Genomic DNA, 18126 nt, shown 5'->3' with positions numbered 1-18126 from the left:
GCCGCGGAACTCGACCGGAACTACCCGGCGCCCGCCAGGTCGGCGGGCGCCGCCGCGGCCGGGCCCCGGCGGATCGTCACCGCGGCGAGCAGCGCGACCGCGAGCGCGAACCCGATCGCCAGGTACCAGGTCTCGCGCGCCGCGCCGAGCGTGTCGGCCGCCGAGGCGGTCACCACGGAGACGGCCAGGGCCGTCCCGAGTACCGCGCCGAGCTGCCGGAACGCCGCGTTCGCCGCACTCGCGGTGGCCAACCGGGCCGGTTCGACCCCGGCCAGCGCGACCGCGCCCAGCACCGGCCAGACCAGGCCGGCCCCCGTGCCCATCAACACCGCGCCGGGCAGCCAGTGCGCGAGGAAGTCGGGCCCCCGGCCGCCGCCCCAGAGCAACAGCAGTGTCCCGCAGGCGTAGATCAGGCAACCGGCGATCACCACCGGCCGGTCGCCGAACCGCTCCGCGAGCCCGGTCGCCGGACGGGCGACCAGCGCGGTGGCGATCGGCGGTGGCGTGGTGGCCAACCCGGCCGTGATCAGGGACCAGTGCCAATTCCCGGTCAGAAAGAGAATGTTGTTCAGAATGACCATGTAGAACGTCACCGAGAACAGCATCGATCCGAGGTTTCCGCCGATCGCGCCGCGCGAACGGAGCAGATCCAGCGCGATGACCGGCGCGGGATGGCGGCCGCTGCGCAGCACCGCCGCGACCGCCAGCAGCGCGCCACCGGCCAGCGCACCGACGGTGCCGGCACTCGTCCATTCCCAGTCCGGGCCCTTGACCAGCCCCAGCGCGAGCAGGCCGAGCGCGCCGCCGAGCAGGGCCGCGCCCAGCACGTCCGGGGTCGGACCACCACGCTCGCGCTGCTCGGGGAGGGACCGGGAGGCCCACACGGCCAGCACCCCGATCGGGATGTTCACCAGGAAGACCGCCCGCCACGACCAGTGCTCGGCGAGCAGCCCGCCGAGGCCGGGCCCGATACCGGCGGCCAGCGCCGCCGCCGCGCCCCAGATGGTGATCGCGACCAGCCGCCGGGCCATCGGGAACATCGGCATCAGCAGGGCGAGCGAGGTCGGCACCAGGATCGCGGCGCCCACCGCCTGCGCCAGCCGGGCCGCGATCAGCACCGCCGCCGAACCGGCGAGGCCGCAGACCACCGAGGCCAGGGTGAAGAGCGAGAGCCCGACCGCGAAGGACCGACGGCAGCCGAGCCGGTCGGCGGCGCGGCCGGCCGGCATCAGGAAGGCCGCGATCACCACGTTGTAGCCGTTGAGCACCCAGGAGAGCGTCGGCAGATCGGAGCCGGAGAAGGTCTTGGCGATGTTGGGGAAGGCCACGTTCACGATGGTGCTGTCCAGGAAGGCCACGAAGGCCCCGAGACAACAGAGCAGCACCGCTCCCACCGGCGGGGCGGCGGGCCGACTCGCCACGGCGGCGGGGCCCTTGACGGGCGCGGCGGGCAGGTCGGCCATCCGGGCGTCCTTTCCTGGGCGACGGCGGCGGGTACGGGTACGGGTACGGGTGATCGTGCGCCGCCGGGGCACCGCGCCGCAGCGGACCGGGCCCTTCGCGGACCGCGCCCCGCACACCGCCGTCGAGCCGCCGGGCTCCCCAGCCCGCGCCTCTCCCCCTCGGAACGCGCCTGTCCGACACGCCCCCAACCGCACACCCCGCGGGCGTGTGCGGGCAGGCGGAACCGGTCGTCCGCCACCTGTGGGCCGAGTGCGCGACGCCTCAACTCCTCGTACCAAGAGGCGTGTTGGTCATGATTGAGCCGCGTTCGAACCCCGCCCACGCCGGTGGGCCTGATCAGATTGCGCTTTGTTACCCGCCAGTGTCAATCCCCTCCCGGCCACCGGGCACCCCCGACGGAGGCCTCTTTGACGTCCGGTCGGCCACTCCCCGCCCCGCCCACCGGCCACGACGCCGGCCGCCGGCGGCGAACGCCCGGCGGCCCGCAGGCGAAGCAGCCACCGAAGCGCTCGGAGTGGGCCCGGCGCGGACGGCCGAGCGGTGCGGCCCTAGCGGCTCGACGGCGCGAACAGCGTGCGCAGCGCGAGGTCGGCCACCCGGTGCAGTTGGTCGCGGGTGTGGCCGCTCGCCGCCTGCACGGCGATGCCGTCGGTGAGGGTGTGCACCAGCTGGGCGAGGACCCCCGGATCGCGGGTCCGCCGGCAGGTCGGGCGCCTGCTCGAAGCGCCGGCGCAGGGCGGCTTCGCCGGCCATCCGCCGTGCGATCACCTCCTGGCGGATCGGCGCGGACTCCGGAGCGCAGGCATGGACGCTGTTGACACTCAGGCACCCGTGGGGCAGGTGCGGCCTGGTGGTCACGCGAAGGTGATCAGGGCCGCGCTGGCGGCGGGCAAGCACGTGCTCTCCGAGTGGCCGCTGGGCGTGGACGTCGCGGAAGCGGAGGACCTCGCCCGCGCCGCCGCCGCGGCCGGCGTCGTCCACGTCGTGAACCTGCAGGGACACCAGTCACCGGACGCCCGCTACGTCGCCGACCTGATCGCCGCCGGCACCATCGGCCGACTCGAATCGGCCGTCCTGGTCGCCGCCGGCGACCCGCTGGGCGGCCCCCGGATCGCGCCGGAGCTGGCGTGGTCCACCGATCCGGCCGCGGGCACCTCGCTCCTGACCGTCATGGCCGGCCACTTCCTGGCCACCCTGGACCGGATGGCGGGCAGGCTGGTCGAGGTCTCCGCGAGCCTGCCCCGCCCGCACGACCACGTCGAAGTCACGGGCACCGGAGGGACGGTGCCCAACGGGGTACCCGCGCAGGTGCTGCTCCACGGCGTCCTGGAGAACGGCGCCACCGCCTCCGTAGCCGTGCACGGCGGCAGCGGGAGCCCGGACGGATTCTTCGTCAAGCTGGTCGGCTCCGAGGGCACCGTGACGGTCACCCAGCCCAGGCCTGGCACCTACCTGCACTGGACCGACTGGGTCATCCGGGTCGACGGCGAGCGGGTGAGGGTGCCCGACGACTACCGGACCGTCCCCTTCGACCCCGCCGCCGGACCGGTCGCCAATGTCGCGGCCGTCTACCAGGAGATCGCCCGGTCGATGGCCGAAGGGCGCCGGCCCCACCCGGACTTCCACACCGCGGCGGCCCACCACCGGGTGCTCGCCGCCATCGAACGCGCCGCCGAGACCGGCGTCGCGGCGAAGGTCCGCTGACGGTTCCGACCGCCGGCGCCACCGGCCAGAGACACGGTCGGCGCGGTAGCCCGCAGCCGCACCGGCCCTGGCACGCGCACCGGCCGGACGGCCGCGGGAGCCCCGCCACCGGGGCTCCCGCGGCCACCGATCGGGCCGGCCCCCGTCAGTTGACGAGGACCGCGGGGCCACCGGGCAGGGTGGTGTCGGTGACGGGGGCGTACGCGGCGGAGAAGTAGCCGTCGGCGGGGCAGAGCGACGAGCCGCCGCTCTTGGCGAAGTGCTCGTTGCGGAAGGCCATGCCGTGCGTGGCGTTGTCGGCGTTGCCGGTGAACGCGCCGCTGAGCTGGTAGGTGCAGGTGAGGGTGCCGAACCAGCTGTTGAGCACGGCGGTGGCCTGGATCGGTCCGGCGGCTCCGCCGGTGAGGGTGACCGGCAGGCCCGGGCCGTCGTCGACGGCGACGACGTGCGGGAGGTTGCCGACCGTCAGGCTGCGGACCGAGGTCACCCCGGTGACGTTGCTGGTACAGGACCCGAAGGTCAGCCCGGTCAGGGACTCGGTCGCCGTGCCGGGCGCGGCCGGGTTGGTCAGCACCTTGGCGGCGAGCTGGGAGGTGGCGCAGGTGACGCCGGTCGTACTGGTCGCGGTCGAGTAGAAGGTGGCACGGGTGTTCGCGGCGAGCGGCGCGGCGAGCGCGTCGCCCACCCCGACCGCGGCGCCGCCCGCGGTCAGCACCGCGGTGGCGGCGACGGGACCGGGCGCCGCCGACGCGGGGGCCGCGCCCAACGCGAGAGCGGCGGTGGCGGCGAAGGCGGCGGTGGCGACGACCGCACGGTGACGACGAAGGCGCATGGGAGGGCCTCTTCCTCGGTGAGGGGGAATGGAGAAGGCGAACGTGCGCTGCTCCCGGGGTGGGGGATCGGGGAGCTGACTACGTTGTAGAGCCGTGTCGATGCACCGTCAAGGCAGTGCGGGGCAACTTGCTGACGAAAAGTCAGCAACGAACGGCCGCGCCTGGCACCCGCACGTAGGAGCTCACCGCCACGACGCCGGGACACCTGACGACGATCACGGCACGTAGCGGCAGCCTCGCCGACGACGGATAGCCCCACTACCGGTTGACACCCTACGTACACGACAGGTGGCCCCTACCACTAATCTGGCCGACGGCGTCCACGGTGTCGGGAGATGCCACGGAGACACGAGAGGGCGTGTGTTCATGTCAGGAACGCCTGAGCGGATCGGCCGGTACACGGTGGCGCGCACGCTGGGGTCCGGCGGCATGGGGAAGGTCTTCCTCGCGTTCTCCCCGGCCGGTGACCCGGTCGCGGTGAAACTGATCCGCGCGGACCGGCTGGACCCGGTGACCCGTGTGCGGTTCGAGCGGGAGGCGCGAGCTGCCAGGAAGGTGGTCGGAACCGGCCGGGTGGCGCGCTTCCTGGACGCCGACCCGTACGCGGACCGTCCCTGGATGGCCATGGACTACGTGCCCGGTCGCACGCTGCTGGAGGAGACCGACGCCCACGGTCCGCTGCCCGCGGTGCAGGTCGCGAGCCTCGGGGCGCTGCTTGCGGAAGGTCTCGCCGCGGTCCACGCCGCCGAGCTCCTGCACCGTGACTTGAAGCCGCAGAACGTCATCATGGGTGACTACGGGCCGGTGATCATCGACTTCGGACTGGCCGCCTTCACCGACGCGACGCACGAATCCCTCTCGCACAGCGGCATGATCGTCGGGACGGTGCGGTGCATGCCGCCCGAGCAGGCGGCGGGCCACCCGCACGTCACGGCGGCGGCCGACGTGTACGCCCTGGGCACCGTCCTGCTCTACGCGGCGGCCGGTCATTACCCCTACGACGGCACCCGGTGGGAGTCGATCGTCGCGCAGGTGGCCAATCCGAACCAGGCACCGGACCTGGGCGGCGTGCCCGAGTCGCTGCTGCCGCTCCTCTCCTCCATGTTCGCGCACGAGCCGCAGGACCGGCCGACCGTCGCCCAGGTCGCCGACGCGTGCGGCACCCTGATGACCTCGTTCGGCATCGCACCAGCCGTGGCCAGGCAGGCACTGATCGCACGAACGGGCAGCGGTTCAGCAGGGGCGGACCGGCTCACAGTCGAGGTCGAGGACCGCCTCCCGACGGTCCCCGCGCCGACCCCGGATGCGATCGAAGTCCCGGTGGACTCCACCGAGGCGGCCAATCTGCCCGAGGCCCCGGAGGCCGAGCCGGCCCCGGTCGGACCTGCCGCACCAGCCCGTCCCCGTGTGCCGGCCTCACAGCGGGTCGCCGAGGAGCTGCGCAAGGCCTACGCATGGATGCCCGCCCTGTAGGACGCCCCGGGACAATCGTTCGAACGGTGCCGGTGCGGGCGCCGGCCTGGTTGGATGGCACCGTGGAATCGGCCACGCCGCAGGTCTGTGCGGCGTGGCGGTGCCCGGCAAATGGCGAGTGCAAGTGAGTGGGAGTGCGGCGTGGCGGTCGACGCGGAGTCCGGCGGTATGACGGCAACCGAATCGACGGGGCCCGGGTGGACGGCCTGGGAGCCGGCACCGGAGCCCGCACCCACCTCTGGTGACCGCGCCGCCGGGCCGGGGTTCGCTCCCGGCTCGCAGGTCCTCGTCCGCGACGAACAGTGGCTGGTCCGCAAGGTCACCTTGACAGCTCACGACCGTTACATGGTCGAGGTCACCGGCATCTCGTCATTCGTCCGGGGCACCGAGGCGGTCTTCTACAGCCGTCTGGACGACATCCAAGTCCTCGACCCGCGCGAGACGACCCTGGTGCCGGACGACTCCCCCAACCACCGCCGGGCCCGGCTGTACCTGGAGGCGGTGGTCCGCAAGTCCTTCCTGCCCCAGACCGAGCACGGCCTCGGTCTGGCCGACAACTTCCTCATGGACGCGCAGACCCACCAGCTGCGCCCCGCCGAGCTGGCCCTGTCGATGGCCAACCCGCAGCCGCGTCTGCTGATCGCGGACGTGGTCGGCCTCGGCAAGACGCTGGAGATCGGCCTGGTCCTGGCGGAGCTGATCCGACGGGGCCGCGGCGAGCGGATCCTGGTGGTCACGCCGCAGCACGTGCTGGAGCAGTTCCAGCGGGAGCTGTGGACGCGTTTCGCGATCCCCCTGGTGCGGCTGGACTCGACCGGCATCCAGCGGATCCAGCAGGAGATCCCCTCCGGCCGCAACCCCTTCGCCTACTTCAAACGCGTGATCGTCTCCGTCGACACCCTGAAGCGCGACGGGCAGTACGCCCACCACCTGGACCGGACGGAGTGGGACGCGGTGGTGATCGACGAGTCCCACCGCCTGGTCAACCGGGGGACGGACACCAACACCCTGGCCCAGTTGCTCGCCCGGCAGACCGATGCGCTGATCCTCGCCTCGGCGACCCCGCACAACGGTGACGCCCGCTCCTTCGCCGAGCTGATCAAGCTGCTGGACCCGGCGGCGATCGTCGACCCCGACCGCTACGAGGTGGCCGATCTGGAGCACCTCTACATCCGCCGGACCAAGACCACGCCCGAGGTCCGTGACTCGCTCAAGGGCGCCTGGGCGGACCGCGGGCCATCGGTGCCAGTGCACGCCGCCGCGAGCGAGGCCGAACTCGCCGTCTTCGAGGAGCTGGCCACCCGCTGGATCCCCCGCGAGGGCGCCGACGAGTCGGCGGCCTTCAGCCAGCTCGACGCCTACAACCTGCTCAAGTCGTTCCTCTCCTCGCACCGCGCCCTCCTCCAGACCATCGGGACCCGCAAGAAGACCCTGGGCGCGGCCGCCGATCCGTCGGCGGAGCCCGGACAGGAGGCCCCCAGGGCCGGGCGCCGCAAGCGAACTACCGAGGAGACCGCGAGCGAGCTCGCCGCCCTGACCGAGCTGGAGCGACTGGCCCGCCAGGTGGGCGACGACGACTCGGCGAAGCTCCGAGCACTCGTCGCCGAGCTGCGCGAGCTGGGTGTCGGCCCCGGCTCGGACGTCCGGGTGGTGGTCTTCTCCGAGCGCATCCCGACCCTGAAGTGGCTGGCCGAGGCGGTGCCGGCGGCGCTGGGCTTCACCAAGGGCCCGAGCCCCGACGACCGGAAGCCCTGGCTCGCCTACGGCCACGGCCGGGGCGGTACGCACGCGGTGCAGGTGATGCACGGCGAGGCGACCAGCGATCAGGAGCAGATGAAGATCATCGAGGCCTTCGGCCTGCGGGACGACCCCGTCCGGCTGCTCTTCACAGGCGACGTCGCGTCCGAGGGCGTCAACCTGCACCAGCAGTGCCACCTGCTGATCCACTACGACCTGCCCTGGTCGCTGATCCGGATCGAGCAGCGCAACGGCCGCATCGACCGGTACGGGCAGAAGCGCCCCCCGCAGTTCCGCGCGCTGGTGCTGACCAGCGACCTGCCCTGGCGCACCGACCCGGTCACCGGCGAGCCCCGCACCCTGGACGACCGCCTGGTCGGCGAGAAGCTGCTGCGGCGCGAGGAGGAGGCCCACAAGATCGACGGCTCCGCCGAGGCCGCCACCGGCCTCTACCGCGCCCAGGAGGAGGAGAACCGCCTCACCAAGGACCTCATCGCCGGGCGCACCGTCGAGCAGTCGATCAAGGCCTCCCGCCAGGCCGGCGGTGGCATGCTCGCCGGCCTGCTGGCCCAGGTCGGTGCCGCCCCGACCCGCCACGAGGTGCCGCGCGCCCAGATCCTGCGGCTGTTCCCCGACACCGCCGCCTACTTCGAGACGGCGCTGCGGCAGATCTGCCGCACCAACCCGGAGGACGAGCTGTCGCTGCGCCGGGACCCGGACGGCACCATCGCCTTCGAGCCGCCGCGTGACCTCGCCTACCGGTTCCGGGCGCTACCGAAGTCCTATCTGGACGAGCAGCGGATCCTTCCGCGCCGCGACGAGCCCGGACGCCTGCGGGTGACCTTCTCGAAGGACCTGGCCGGCCGCCGCCTGGAGGTCGCCCGCGACTCCTCGGAGTCGCTGTGGCCGAACGTCTCGTACCTCACGGACATCCACCCGGTGATGGACTGGCTCACCGACAAGGTGCTGGTCGAGATCGGCCGCCACGAGGCGCCGGTACTCGCCGCCGCCGTCCCCGCCCCGGTCTTCCTCGTTCAGGGCATCTACTCCAACGCGCTCGGCCGCCCGACCGTCGTCGAGTGGATGGCCGTCTCCGGGCTGCCCGGTGCGCCGGTGGTGGAGCCGCTCGACAACGGATTCCTCACCCGGGCCGGAGTCGTCCCGACCATGCCGGGCCGCGCCGCCCCGCGCGACCTGCCCGGTCTCCAGCACCTGGTACCGGCCGCGATCGACGCTGCGACCGGATACCTGGAGTCCCGCGAGGACGCCTACCGGCAGCAGGTCGACGCCACCCTCGCCCCCTACCGCAAGCGGCTCACCCACTGGAAGCAGGAAGCCCTGTTCACCGGCGGCACCGCCGGCAAGCAGCAGGCCGCACTGACCGCGAGCCGCCGCTTCGACCTGGTCAAGTCGCTGGAGACGGCGGGCGCGCCGATGCTGCGCCTGCTGGCCGTCCTGGAGCCCACGGACGCCGGTGCCGCAACACCGGTCGGGCCCTCGCACCTGGAGACCTCGCACTGATGAGCACCGTCCACGACTCCTTCGGCAACCGCGGCGAGTACTTCGCCGCGCACTACTTCGCCGAGCAGCTCCCGGCCGACCTCAAGAAGCACCTGTTCGACACCTGGACACTGCGCGAGGGCGACGAGCACGACCGCCGGACCACCGCCCGCGAGCGGGTCCGGACCCTGCGCGCGACCTACTTCAACGACGACCTGCGCCCGTACTTCGCCGAGGCCGACCGCGCGGACGCCGAGGACGCGTACGTCCGCCGCACGTACGGCAACATCGACTGGACGAAGCGGGTCGCGGAGTGGCACCAGGAGGTGCTGCGCGCCCTCGGGTACGACGACGGCGGCCCCACCGAGCTGACCGTCCACCGGGCGGGCAAGGACCACAGCGTCCAGGTGGCCTACCACGGGCACGGCGTCGTCGCCCTGGACTGCGGGTGGGCCGCGGAGAACGACGCCGCGCTCGACGCGGCTGGCCCCGGCCGACTGCTGGCACCCCTGCGGGTGAGCGCCGCCGAGAGCTACACGGACGGCGCCGCACTCGCTTCCTGGCTCTTTGCCGGAAAGATCGGCGGGCCCGAGGGAAGCCCGCCGCGGTTCGTGCTGCTGCTGATCGGCGGCGTGCTCGTCCTGGCCGACCGCAACAGCTGGGGCGAGGGCCGGTACCCGGCCGTCAACCTGGATGCGGCACTGGAACGCAACGACCGTAGGCAGGGCGGCGAACTCGCCATGCTGGCAGCCCTGTTCGGGCAGGAAATGTTGCGCCCCGGCGACAACGGCGCCGAGCCGCTGCTCGACACCCTCCTCAAGGCCTCCGCCACCAACGCGGTCGGCGTCAGCGGCGAACTGCGCAGCGGACTCCAGCGCTCGGTGGAGATCATCGCCCAGGAGGTGCTGGACCGGCTCGCCGACACCGGGCTGGCCCCGGCGGACCTGGAGGACGGCCGCACCCCGTTCGCCAAGCGGCTCACCCGCGAGACCCTGCGGTACCTGTACCGGATCCTCTTCCTGCTCTACGCCGAAGCCCGGCCGGAACTCGGCATCCTCCCGGCCGACGACGGCAGCTACGAGGCCGGGTACTCGATGGCCCGCCTGCGCGAACTCGTCGCCCGGGACGAGGAGTTGGTCGAGCCTGCCGCGCGGGAGGGGTACCACCTGTACGCGTCGCTGGACGTTCTGTTCCACAAGGTCAACCACGGCCACCGCCGCTACGGCAGCGAGCCGGACGACGAACTCCCCGGCGACGACGAGGACACCAGGAACGCCAAGGCCGCCCGCCGCAGCGAGGACCGCGGCCTGCGCTTCGAGCCCCTGCACAGCACGCTCTTCGAGGACCGCTCGGTCACCCTGATCGGCGGCAACACCCTGGACCCGCGCGCCGACGACGACTGCCCGGCCTGGCTGGACCTGCGGCTGCGCAACGCCGCCCTGCACGAGGTGCTGCGGCTGCTGACCATGAAGAACGCCAAGCGCGGTGAGCGTGGCGGCTTCATCTCGTACCGCAACCTGGGCATCAACCAGCTCGGTGCGGTCTACGAAGGCCTGATGTCGTACACCGGCTTCATCGCCGACCAGGAACTGCGCGAGGTCGCCAAGGGCGGCGACCCGAAGGACGGCTCCTGGATGATCCCGGCCGACCGCCAGGGCGAGTACCCGGACGACGTCTTCGTCGAGTACGACGAGCGGGATGCCCGGAAGGGCCTACGCGGGCGGAAGGTCTACTCGGAGGGTTCGTTCGTCTATCGATTGGCGGGGAGGGAGCGGCAGACCTCCGCCTCGTACTACACGCCGGAGTCGCTGACGAAGGTCACGGTCGAGCTGACGCTCAAGCACCGGCTCGACCAGGAGAAGGACGAGAACGGGCAGACGATCCCGACGCGGGCGTCCGAGCTGCTCAAGTACCGGATCTGCGAACCGGCCCTCGGGTCGGGCGCCTTCCTGAACGAGGCGATCAACCAGGTCGCGAAGGAGTACCTGCGCCGCCGCCAGGACGAGCTGGGCGTCTCGATCCCCACCAGCCGGGCGCTGGAGGAGGAGCAGCGGGCCAAGGCGTACATCGCCCTGCACAACGCGTACGGCGTGGACCTCAACGCGACAGGTGTGGAGCTGGCGGAGGTCTCGCTCTGGCTCAACACCATGCACCCCGGCATGCAGGCCCCCTGGTTCGGCCTGCACCTGCGACGCGGCAACTCGCTGATCGGCGGGCGTCGTGCGGTGTTCAGCGGGCAGGACGTCGGGGCGAAGGAGAAGCTCTGGCTGAAGGCCAAGGGAGCGCTGGGGCCGACGCCGCTGCCGTTCCTCGGCGAGGACGGCGTCACGCGGCAGGAGCTGCCGGAGGGTGCGGTGCACCAGTTCCTGCTGCCGGCACCCGGGTGGGCGGCGGTCGCGGGCGAGAAGGAGGCCCGGGCGCTCGCTCCGGAGGAGACGAAGCAGCTCGGGGCGTGGAAGAAGGGCATCCTCAAGCCACCGACGGTGAAGGCGGCACGGGGGCAGAAACTCTCGCAGCTGGCACGGCTCCAGGCGGTGGCGCGGCGGGCGGAATTCCTGTGGGAGGTGGTCGTCCGGCGGATGGAGGAGTCCGAGAAGGAGATCTCCCGCCGGATAGACGTGTGGGGCGCGGAGCCTGCGGACGGCGAGGACCAGCAGGAGTACGACTTCTTGCATCGGCCCGAGGGCGCGGTGCCGAAGGAGAAGGTGTACCGGGACCTCTTCGAGAATCCCGGGTCTCCCTACTGGCGACTCAAGACCATGATGGACGCGTGGTGCGCCCTCTGGTTCTGGCCGGTGGAGCATGCCGGACTGCTGGACGGCAGCGCGGCGGTGTACGAGGCGCACGACGACGAGCTTGCGAGGGCTGCACTGGCCGAGCTGCCGCAAGTGGGCGGCACCGAGCCGCCGACGGAACTGAAGCCCGAACCGGGGCTGCTGCTCGCGGAGCAGGCGTCCCTGTTCAGCGTGGGCGGCGAGCAGGAGTCGCTGCTGTCCGCGCTCAGCGAGGCCGCGCCCGTCGCGGCGGCGCGCAGGGCCGCCCCCACCGGGACGCGGCGACGCATGCCGACTCCCGTACGTCGGCCGGTCATCGCGCTGGCGGACTTCGCGGACTGGCTGGACTTCGCCGAGGCGCTGCTCGGCACGTACGACCAGCCTGCGGGCACGCTGGTCGCCGACCTCGGATCGCTCGACACCATCGAGGGGTACGAGCAGGGGCTGCCGGGATTCATGGGCATGGACGAGGTGCTGAAACTCCACGAACGCTTCCCATGGCTGGAGGTGGCCCAGGAGATCGCGGAACGCCAGGGCTTCCTACACTGGGAGCTGGACTTCGGCGCCGTCTTCGCCCGGCACGGCGGATTCGACCTCCAGGTGGGCAACCCGCCATGGGTTCGGCCGGATTGGGACGAGCCAGCCGTACTTGCGGAGCACGAGCCGTGGTTCAAGTTGACGGAAAAGGCATCGATGGAGGAGTGGTCGCAGCGAAAGGCAAACATCCTTTCGATGCCAGCCGCGCGCCCATTCTACCTTCAGGAGAGAACGTCGACCAGCGCCACTGTCGCACTCCTGGGATCCCGGGCGGTTTATCCTTTTCTAGAGGGAACTCGCCCGGACCTGTACCGAGCATTCATGTGCCAGACCTGGTCACACGCCTCGCAAAGCGGCGTCGTAGGACTCATCCACCCCGATACTCACTTCGCCGGGGATAAAGAGGCGGCTCTTCGAGAGGCGGCTTACCAGCGTCTACGCGTCCATGCCGATTTCGTCAACGCGGGAAACCGCTTCTTCCCACCGCCCATCGGGCGCGCCAGCCACTTCGGCGTACATATTTACGGAAGACCTGGAAAGATCGGATTCGACCATCTCTCGTGGTTGTTCTCGGCCGCAGCTCTTCAGGCATCTGCTTCAGCCCTTCCCAACCCGGCGACGCCGGCACCAGGCGTACGCTTTGGCAGCGTTTGGGACGAGCGACCCGATCCCCGACGAATTGTCCGAGTCAATGAGACAACCCTCGCACGCTGGCAGCAGCTGACAGGTAATGAGGATCAGCCGGTCACACAGGCCCGCCTCCTCTCCCCCGTAAGCACAGCGGAAGCTGATGCGATCTCCGCACTCGCACTCTATCCGGTAAAACTTTCCACGCTGGAGCCGCAGATTTCCAGCGGCTACAATGAAGCAACCGCAAAGATCTCCGGGCTTATCAAGTATAACCACATCGACGCACGGGATGGCTCAGCCCAACTTCCTACTCGATGGTCCGAGGTAGTTCTCAAGGGATCTCAGATCAGCGTTGCTACACCCCTAGGTAAGCAACCCAGCCAAGGACACGGCGAGGTTCTTGGTATCGATCTGGAACAGGCCGCCATAGATGCCGTACCAGAAACTGAGTATATCCGCGCCTGCGATAACGATAAATTCCACAGCGCTCAAGACCGTTGGATTGACTACGCGGAACGTGATCGACTTTTTGCCAACCCCGTCGAATTTGAGGCGGCGCGAGCCGCCGTGGCCTTGGAAAAAGGGGTCGATACCGACCTCGTCACAGCCAAGGAAGTTAGAGTATTCCTTGGAGAGAAATCTCGTCGGCCGTACACGGAATTCTATCGACTTGCATGGCGTCGCCAGATCGCCCCCAATAGTGAGCGGAGCTTGTACAGCGCGATCATTCCACCCGGAGCAAGCCACGTACATGCCATTCACAGTCTGACTGCGTACGATGCCCGGCAAACTTGTTTGACGGCTGGCTTCTGGTCCTCGATCCCTGTCGACTACCTGATTCGCACAACCGGAAAGAGCGACCTGCAAAGCTCTGGCGCACGCTCTATGCCAGCGCCCGTTTCAGGAAATCCCCTTGCCTCCGCGCTACTCCTCCGCGCCTTGCGCCTGAACTGCCTGACTTCCGCCTATGCAGATCTCTGGGCTGAGCTGTACGACTCAAGGTGGCCAGGCTACGAGCCGTGGGCTATCGACTGGCCGAACTTGCAACCACTGCACGAGGTCACTCCACAGTGGCAATACGAGACCCCACTTCGCGGTGAACAGGCTCGCCGGGCGGCGCTCGTGGAGATCGACGCACTCGTGGCCGTATGGCTCGGTGTCAGTGCCGATGCGCTGGCAGCGATGTACCGTGCCCGGTTCCCCATTACGCAGGATTTCGACGCCGTTACATGGTTCGACGCCAACGGCCGGAAGATCGCGGGCAGCCGGCACACCTTCGGCCACGGCCAGACCAAGGAGCACTTCGAACAGCTACAGAAGTACCTGGCCGACCCGGGCACCTCTCCCGTCCCCACCGGCTACACCGCGCCCTTCTACAAGGCCGACCGCGAGCGCGAGATGCGTGAGGCGCATGCCGTGTTCCAGGCGCGCCTGGATGCGGAGGTCGCCCGGGGCAAGTGGGATCCGGTCCGTCAGGAGGTTCCGGGCGCCTCTGCCACGGCCGCTGACGACGACAGTAGGGTCGGGCCATGACAGACCGTCGGCTTCTTCGACTCGACGTGGAGAACTTCCGCAGCCTTCAGCGGATCTCCCTGCCCCTCGGCGACCTGACCGTCCTGGTCGGGCCGAACGGTGTGGGCAAGTCGAACGTCCTCCAGGTGTTCCGCTTCCTCTCGGACATCATCAACTCCGACCTCGACCCGGCTCTCTCCTCTCGGGGAGGCTTCGACGAGTTGGCGTTCTGGGGCGGTGAACGGCCGCCGACGACGATGCGGATCGGCTTGCAGGCACGCTGGACCTCGCACGCGTCCGCAGCCGCGCCCGACGAGTACGAGTTGACCATCCGACGACGGAGCGACAAGCGGGCGGCGGAGGGCTTCACCATCTCCCGCAGTGAGTCGTTCCGGTTCAAGCGGACGAAGGGGCGCGGGCGCCGCATCACCGTTGCCGGTGAGGAGGCTCTGGTCACCGACATCGCAGCTGACAGCCAAGGCCAGCTCGACGACTCGGGCGAGCGCAGCTTGGGCATCAGCAAGCTCAGCAGCGGCCTGTCGACACTCCCGCGGCTGGCCGTTGCGGAAGGCGGCGAGGAAGTGGCCACCATGGCCCGGCGTCTGTCGTCCTTCCGTGTGTTCGATGTCGATGTCACTGCCGCCCGACGTCCGAACAGAGTGGCCCGCATCCTGGTCAGCAGGGAGACCGGTCGGGAGATCAGGATTCGGACCTCCCCTCGCGGCCGACCAGTCGAACTCGCCGACGACGCAGGAAATCTGGCGCTGTTCCTGGTCGACCTGTCATCGGACGTAGTCATCTGGGAACGTCTCATCGACGATGCCCGGACAGTGCTGCCCAATCTGGAGGACATCCAGTTCACTTCGTTCGGTGGAGCTGCCCAGTACGTCTCGGTTGACCTGATCGAACGGGGCCTGCGCCGCCCGACGCCGCTGGCCGACGCCTCCTTCGGCACCGTGCGCCTGCTCAGCCTGCTCGCCATGCTCTACGACCCGGCGCCGCCGGCGCTGACCTGTGTGGAGGAGTTGGACCACGGCTTGCACCCGCAGGCGCTCGAACTGCTGGTGGAGCGCCTGCGCGAGGCGAGTGAGCGGAGCCAGTTCATCGTCACGACGCACTCCCCCGCCCTGGTGGACCGGCTCGAACCGGAGGAGTTCGTGGTCTGCGAACGCGACCAGAACGGCGCCTCGCTGATCCCGTCGCTGAGCACCGAGGAGGTCCACAGCATCCGGGCGGCGAGCGAGGGACTTCCACTCGGCGAGCTGTGGTTCACGGGGGCTCTCGGCGGCGGCCTGTGAGCAAGCCGTCCAAGGGGGCAAAGGGCGGCGGAAGCACGGCCCGGATCATCGTCGTAGCGGGCGAGAGCTCAAACGACCGGGAGGCGCTCACCCACCTTGTCAGAGCCCAGCTGAGCACCTTCACCGGCAAGGTCGCCTCCATCAACGACCCGGTCGCCTTGAAGGACGCCACGGGAACGAACCTCTCCTCGCGGGTCACCAGGCTGGTCCAGAAGGCCAAGGCGGTGGCGGCCAAGGAGAAGGCCGACCTGCACGGGCTGGCGATGCACCTCGACCTCGACGAGGTGTCGCGCGACCGCTACGACGCCGTACGGGCCAAGCTCCGAAAGGAGTTCGCCGACCGCTGCCCCGTCCCGCTCGCCCTCGCGTTGGCGACCTGGGAGACCGAGGGCTGGCTGTTGCTCTTTCCCGACGCGTTCCCCGAGGTCCACTCGGCCTGGAAGGTGCCGCAGCAGCTCCGGAACCGGGACACGGCACAGATACGCAACCCGAAGGAGGAGTTGCAGCGCCGGCTCGGCGCACCGCGCTACCGGGAGAGCGACAGTCAGACGGTGGTCAAGGCCGCCGTCAGGCTCGGCCACGCACCGGCGAAGCCCACCGGCAGCAACCACTCGTACCGCGACTTCCTCGACGATCTGGGTGCTTGGTAGGACCGGGCTCACAGACAGCTGTGCGGGCCGTGATCATCCACGGCCCGCACGGACGATTTCATGCCGCCGGAACTCAGGCGAGCGGGAACTCCCCCGCCCTGAGGGCAGTGACGAACTCCGCCCAGGCGTCACCGGCGAAACGGAGGACAGGCCCGGCGGGATCCTTCGAGTCGCGGACCGGTATGACACCGGGCAGGCCGTCGGCAACCTCTACGCACTCGTTGTCGGGCCCGCTGTAGGTGCTCTTGCGCCACACGACAGCGGCAGCGTCAGAGATTGAGGTCATGTACCGAACTCCTTGATCGAGTTGATCAGCTCCAGCGATTCCACCGGAGACAGTGCCTTCGTCCGTACGTCGTCCCAGAGGTCCGAGTAGGTCGCGATCTCCGGCGGCCGTTCCAGCCACATCGAACCCGATGGATTGTCGAGCAGCACGACGTCCATCGCGCTGGTGGACGGGAAGCTCAGGATCACATAGGGGCCGACCATGCTGGCATGTGCCCCGACTCTGAACGGGACCACCTGCACGGTGACGTTCGGGCGAGCCGACATCTCGGCCAAATGGGCAAGCTGGTCCCGCATGACGACGGGTCCGCCGACCTGCTGCCGCAACGCACCCTCCGCGAGTACCGCCCACACCGACAGCGGCTCCTCGTCCGTCAGCCGATGCTGCCGCAGGAGTCGGACCGAGACGAACTGCTCGATCTCCTCGGGCCGGGACCAACGCCGGCTCGCGACCGACAGAGCACGCGCATAGTCGGGCGTCTGGAGCAGAGCGGGGACTATCTGACTCTGGTACGTGCGGACCGACGACGCAACGGCTTCCAGCGCGATGAAGTCGCGGTAGGTGTCGGCCAGGACGCCACCGTACTCGTTCCACCACCCACCGCGGCGGCGCTTGTTGGCCGCACGTGCGAGCTCGGCAAGGCGTTCTGCCGTGGCGGGGTCGTCCTGGCCGTAGAAGCGGAGCATCGCGGTGAGGTCGGGCGCACGAAGTGGCGAACGACCGTTCTCGATCCGGGAGATCTTTCCCTTGGTGCAGTCCAGCTCGGCGGCAACGTCAGCAGTGGTCATGCCTGCTCGCTCCCGCATGGCGCGCAGCTCGTCTCCCAGCTGACGTCCCAGCACGGTTGACGGTGCGTTGGGCGTCTTCTCCTCTGGCACCAAACCTCCTTGAGTCGGCTTCAGTCTGCTATCCGGCGGATGCGCCGAGCAACAGAGTAGGCGTCGTTAACGTTTCGCCAGGAAACGTTGCACAGATCCCTCGCCCTGGAGCAGACTACATCCAGTAGTCGCTCGATCGACGCAAAGTGGTCATGGCGATCTACTGCCGGGCATCCCCATGCCCGATCCACGGCGCAACGGCCGATCTCCGGCCGCCCGGTCGTCACCACCACTCGCACCACCGAAGGGTGATCAGCCATGCCCGAAGCCTGCAACGGCCTGCCCACGGCCACCGGCCCCCACCAGCAGTCGACCTGGCTCCCCAAGCACCGCCGCTCGGCCGGGACCGCCCGTCTCCTCCTCCGCGAGTTCCTCCACCAGCAACCCAACCTCGCCGAACGCTTCTCCGACGTCGGCGAGCTGCTGCTCAGCGAGCTGGTCGCCAACGCCGTGCAGCACCCTCGGGTGCCCGCCGACCGCCTCCTGCTCGTGCACTTCGTGCTCTCCCTCGCCGAGCTGCGCATCGAGGTCCACGACGCCGGCGACGACCTCCCCACCCATCCCGCGGCCGCTGCCGCCCTTCCCGACCACGAGGCCGAAACCGGGCGCGGGCTCTTCCTCGTCCAGCACCTCTCCCGCAGCTGGGGCTGCTTCCCCCGACCCGGCGGCATCGGCAAGGCCGTCTGGTGCGCCATCGCCCCCGACGACGATGCCCCCGACCCCACGCGCTCCCCCGCCGGCGGGAGCGAAGCCGCGTGACCTGCCCTGCCCTCCCCGTCCCCCGGTAAGGCAACGCCGACCGTCCTGCCCGCGCCCGGGGAAGAGGCTCGGGCAGGAGGCGCGCTACGAG

At 70.1% G+C, this 18126-nt stretch carries 12 protein-coding genes; 7 read left to right on the top strand and 5 right to left on the bottom strand.

Annotated features, from left to right (window positions below):
- Window positions 1-20 precede the first annotated feature (20 nt).
- On the bottom strand, window positions 21-1463 hold the full coding sequence (locus ACFXHB_RS04980) for an MFS transporter (protein ID WP_380572155.1): 1443 nt from the start codon (window positions 1461-1463) through the stop codon (window positions 21-23).
- A 549-nt stretch (window positions 1464-2012) separates the two neighbouring features.
- Window positions 2013-2129, bottom strand: a complete 117-nt coding sequence (locus tag ACFXHB_RS04975; protein ID WP_380572154.1) for a TetR family transcriptional regulator — start codon at window positions 2127-2129, stop codon at window positions 2013-2015.
- A 139-nt stretch (window positions 2130-2268) separates the two neighbouring features.
- Between ACFXHB_RS04975 and ACFXHB_RS04970 the strand changes: the two genes are divergently transcribed.
- Complete coding sequence (locus ACFXHB_RS04970; RefSeq protein WP_380572152.1) at window positions 2269-3168, top strand: Gfo/Idh/MocA family protein; 900 nt, start codon at window positions 2269-2271, stop codon at window positions 3166-3168.
- 145 nt (window positions 3169-3313) lie between these two features.
- Here the strand turns inward: ACFXHB_RS04970 and ACFXHB_RS04965 are convergent, their stop codons facing one another.
- Window positions 3314-4000 carry a Tat pathway signal sequence domain protein gene (locus tag ACFXHB_RS04965; RefSeq protein ID WP_380572150.1) on the bottom strand — a complete coding sequence of 229 codons (687 nt, stop codon included), beginning with the start codon at window positions 3998-4000 and terminating at the stop codon, window positions 3314-3316.
- Between the two features lie 367 nt (window positions 4001-4367).
- Here ACFXHB_RS04965 and ACFXHB_RS04960 point away from each other — a divergent pair, with 367 nt between their 5' ends.
- From ACFXHB_RS04960 to ACFXHB_RS04940, 5 genes are all read left to right on the top strand, one after another.
- Window positions 4368-5474 (top strand): serine/threonine-protein kinase, encoded by a 1107-nt coding sequence (locus ACFXHB_RS04960; protein ID WP_380572148.1) that lies wholly within the window; start codon window positions 4368-4370, stop codon window positions 5472-5474.
- 168 nt (window positions 5475-5642) lie between these two features.
- Window positions 5643-8732: an SNF2-related protein gene (locus ACFXHB_RS04955; protein WP_380572147.1), complete on the top strand. Its 3090-nt coding sequence runs from the start codon at window positions 5643-5645 to the stop codon at window positions 8730-8732.
- On the top strand, window positions 8732-14185 hold the full coding sequence (locus ACFXHB_RS04950) for a hypothetical protein (RefSeq protein WP_380572146.1): 5454 nt from the start codon (window positions 8732-8734) through the stop codon (window positions 14183-14185). Before ACFXHB_RS04955 ends, ACFXHB_RS04950 begins: the two co-directional genes overlap by 1 nt.
- The gene (locus ACFXHB_RS04945) at window positions 14182-15462 is read left to right on the top strand and encodes an AAA family ATPase (RefSeq protein ID WP_380572145.1); all 1281 of its coding nucleotides are present in this window, start codon (window positions 14182-14184) and stop codon (window positions 15460-15462) included. The genes ACFXHB_RS04950 and ACFXHB_RS04945 overlap by 4 nt, the downstream gene beginning before the upstream one ends.
- Window positions 15459-16112, top strand: coding sequence for a hypothetical protein (locus ACFXHB_RS04940; RefSeq protein WP_380572144.1), 654 nt, complete (start codon window positions 15459-15461; stop codon window positions 16110-16112). Before ACFXHB_RS04945 ends, ACFXHB_RS04940 begins: the two co-directional genes overlap by 4 nt.
- A gap of 73 nt (window positions 16113-16185) precedes the next feature.
- Here ACFXHB_RS04940 and ACFXHB_RS04935 read toward each other — a convergent pair whose 3' ends face one another.
- Both ACFXHB_RS04935 and ACFXHB_RS04930 read right to left on the bottom strand, forming a co-directional pair.
- A complete protein-coding gene (locus ACFXHB_RS04935; RefSeq protein ID WP_380572142.1) occupies window positions 16186-16398 on the bottom strand; it encodes a DUF397 domain-containing protein in 213 nt (70 codons plus the stop codon).
- Window positions 16395-17276 carry a helix-turn-helix domain-containing protein gene (locus ACFXHB_RS04930; protein ID WP_380572140.1) on the bottom strand — a complete coding sequence of 294 codons (882 nt, stop codon included), beginning with the start codon at window positions 17274-17276 and terminating at the stop codon, window positions 16395-16397. Before ACFXHB_RS04930 ends, ACFXHB_RS04935 begins: the two co-directional genes overlap by 4 nt.
- Window positions 17277-17534: 258 nt before the next feature.
- Between ACFXHB_RS04930 and ACFXHB_RS04925 the strand changes: the two genes are divergently transcribed.
- Complete coding sequence (locus ACFXHB_RS04925) at window positions 17535-18035, top strand: ATP-binding protein (protein WP_380572138.1); 501 nt, start codon at window positions 17535-17537, stop codon at window positions 18033-18035.
- The last annotated feature ends 91 nt before the right edge of the window (window positions 18036-18126 follow it).

The organism is Kitasatospora sp. NPDC059327, assembly GCF_042752535.1.
Taxonomy (GTDB): Bacteria; Actinomycetota; Actinomycetes; order Streptomycetales; family Streptomycetaceae; genus Kitasatospora.
Note: the sequence above shows the minus strand (reverse complement) of the source record. Positions and strands in the feature narration are given on the sequence as shown.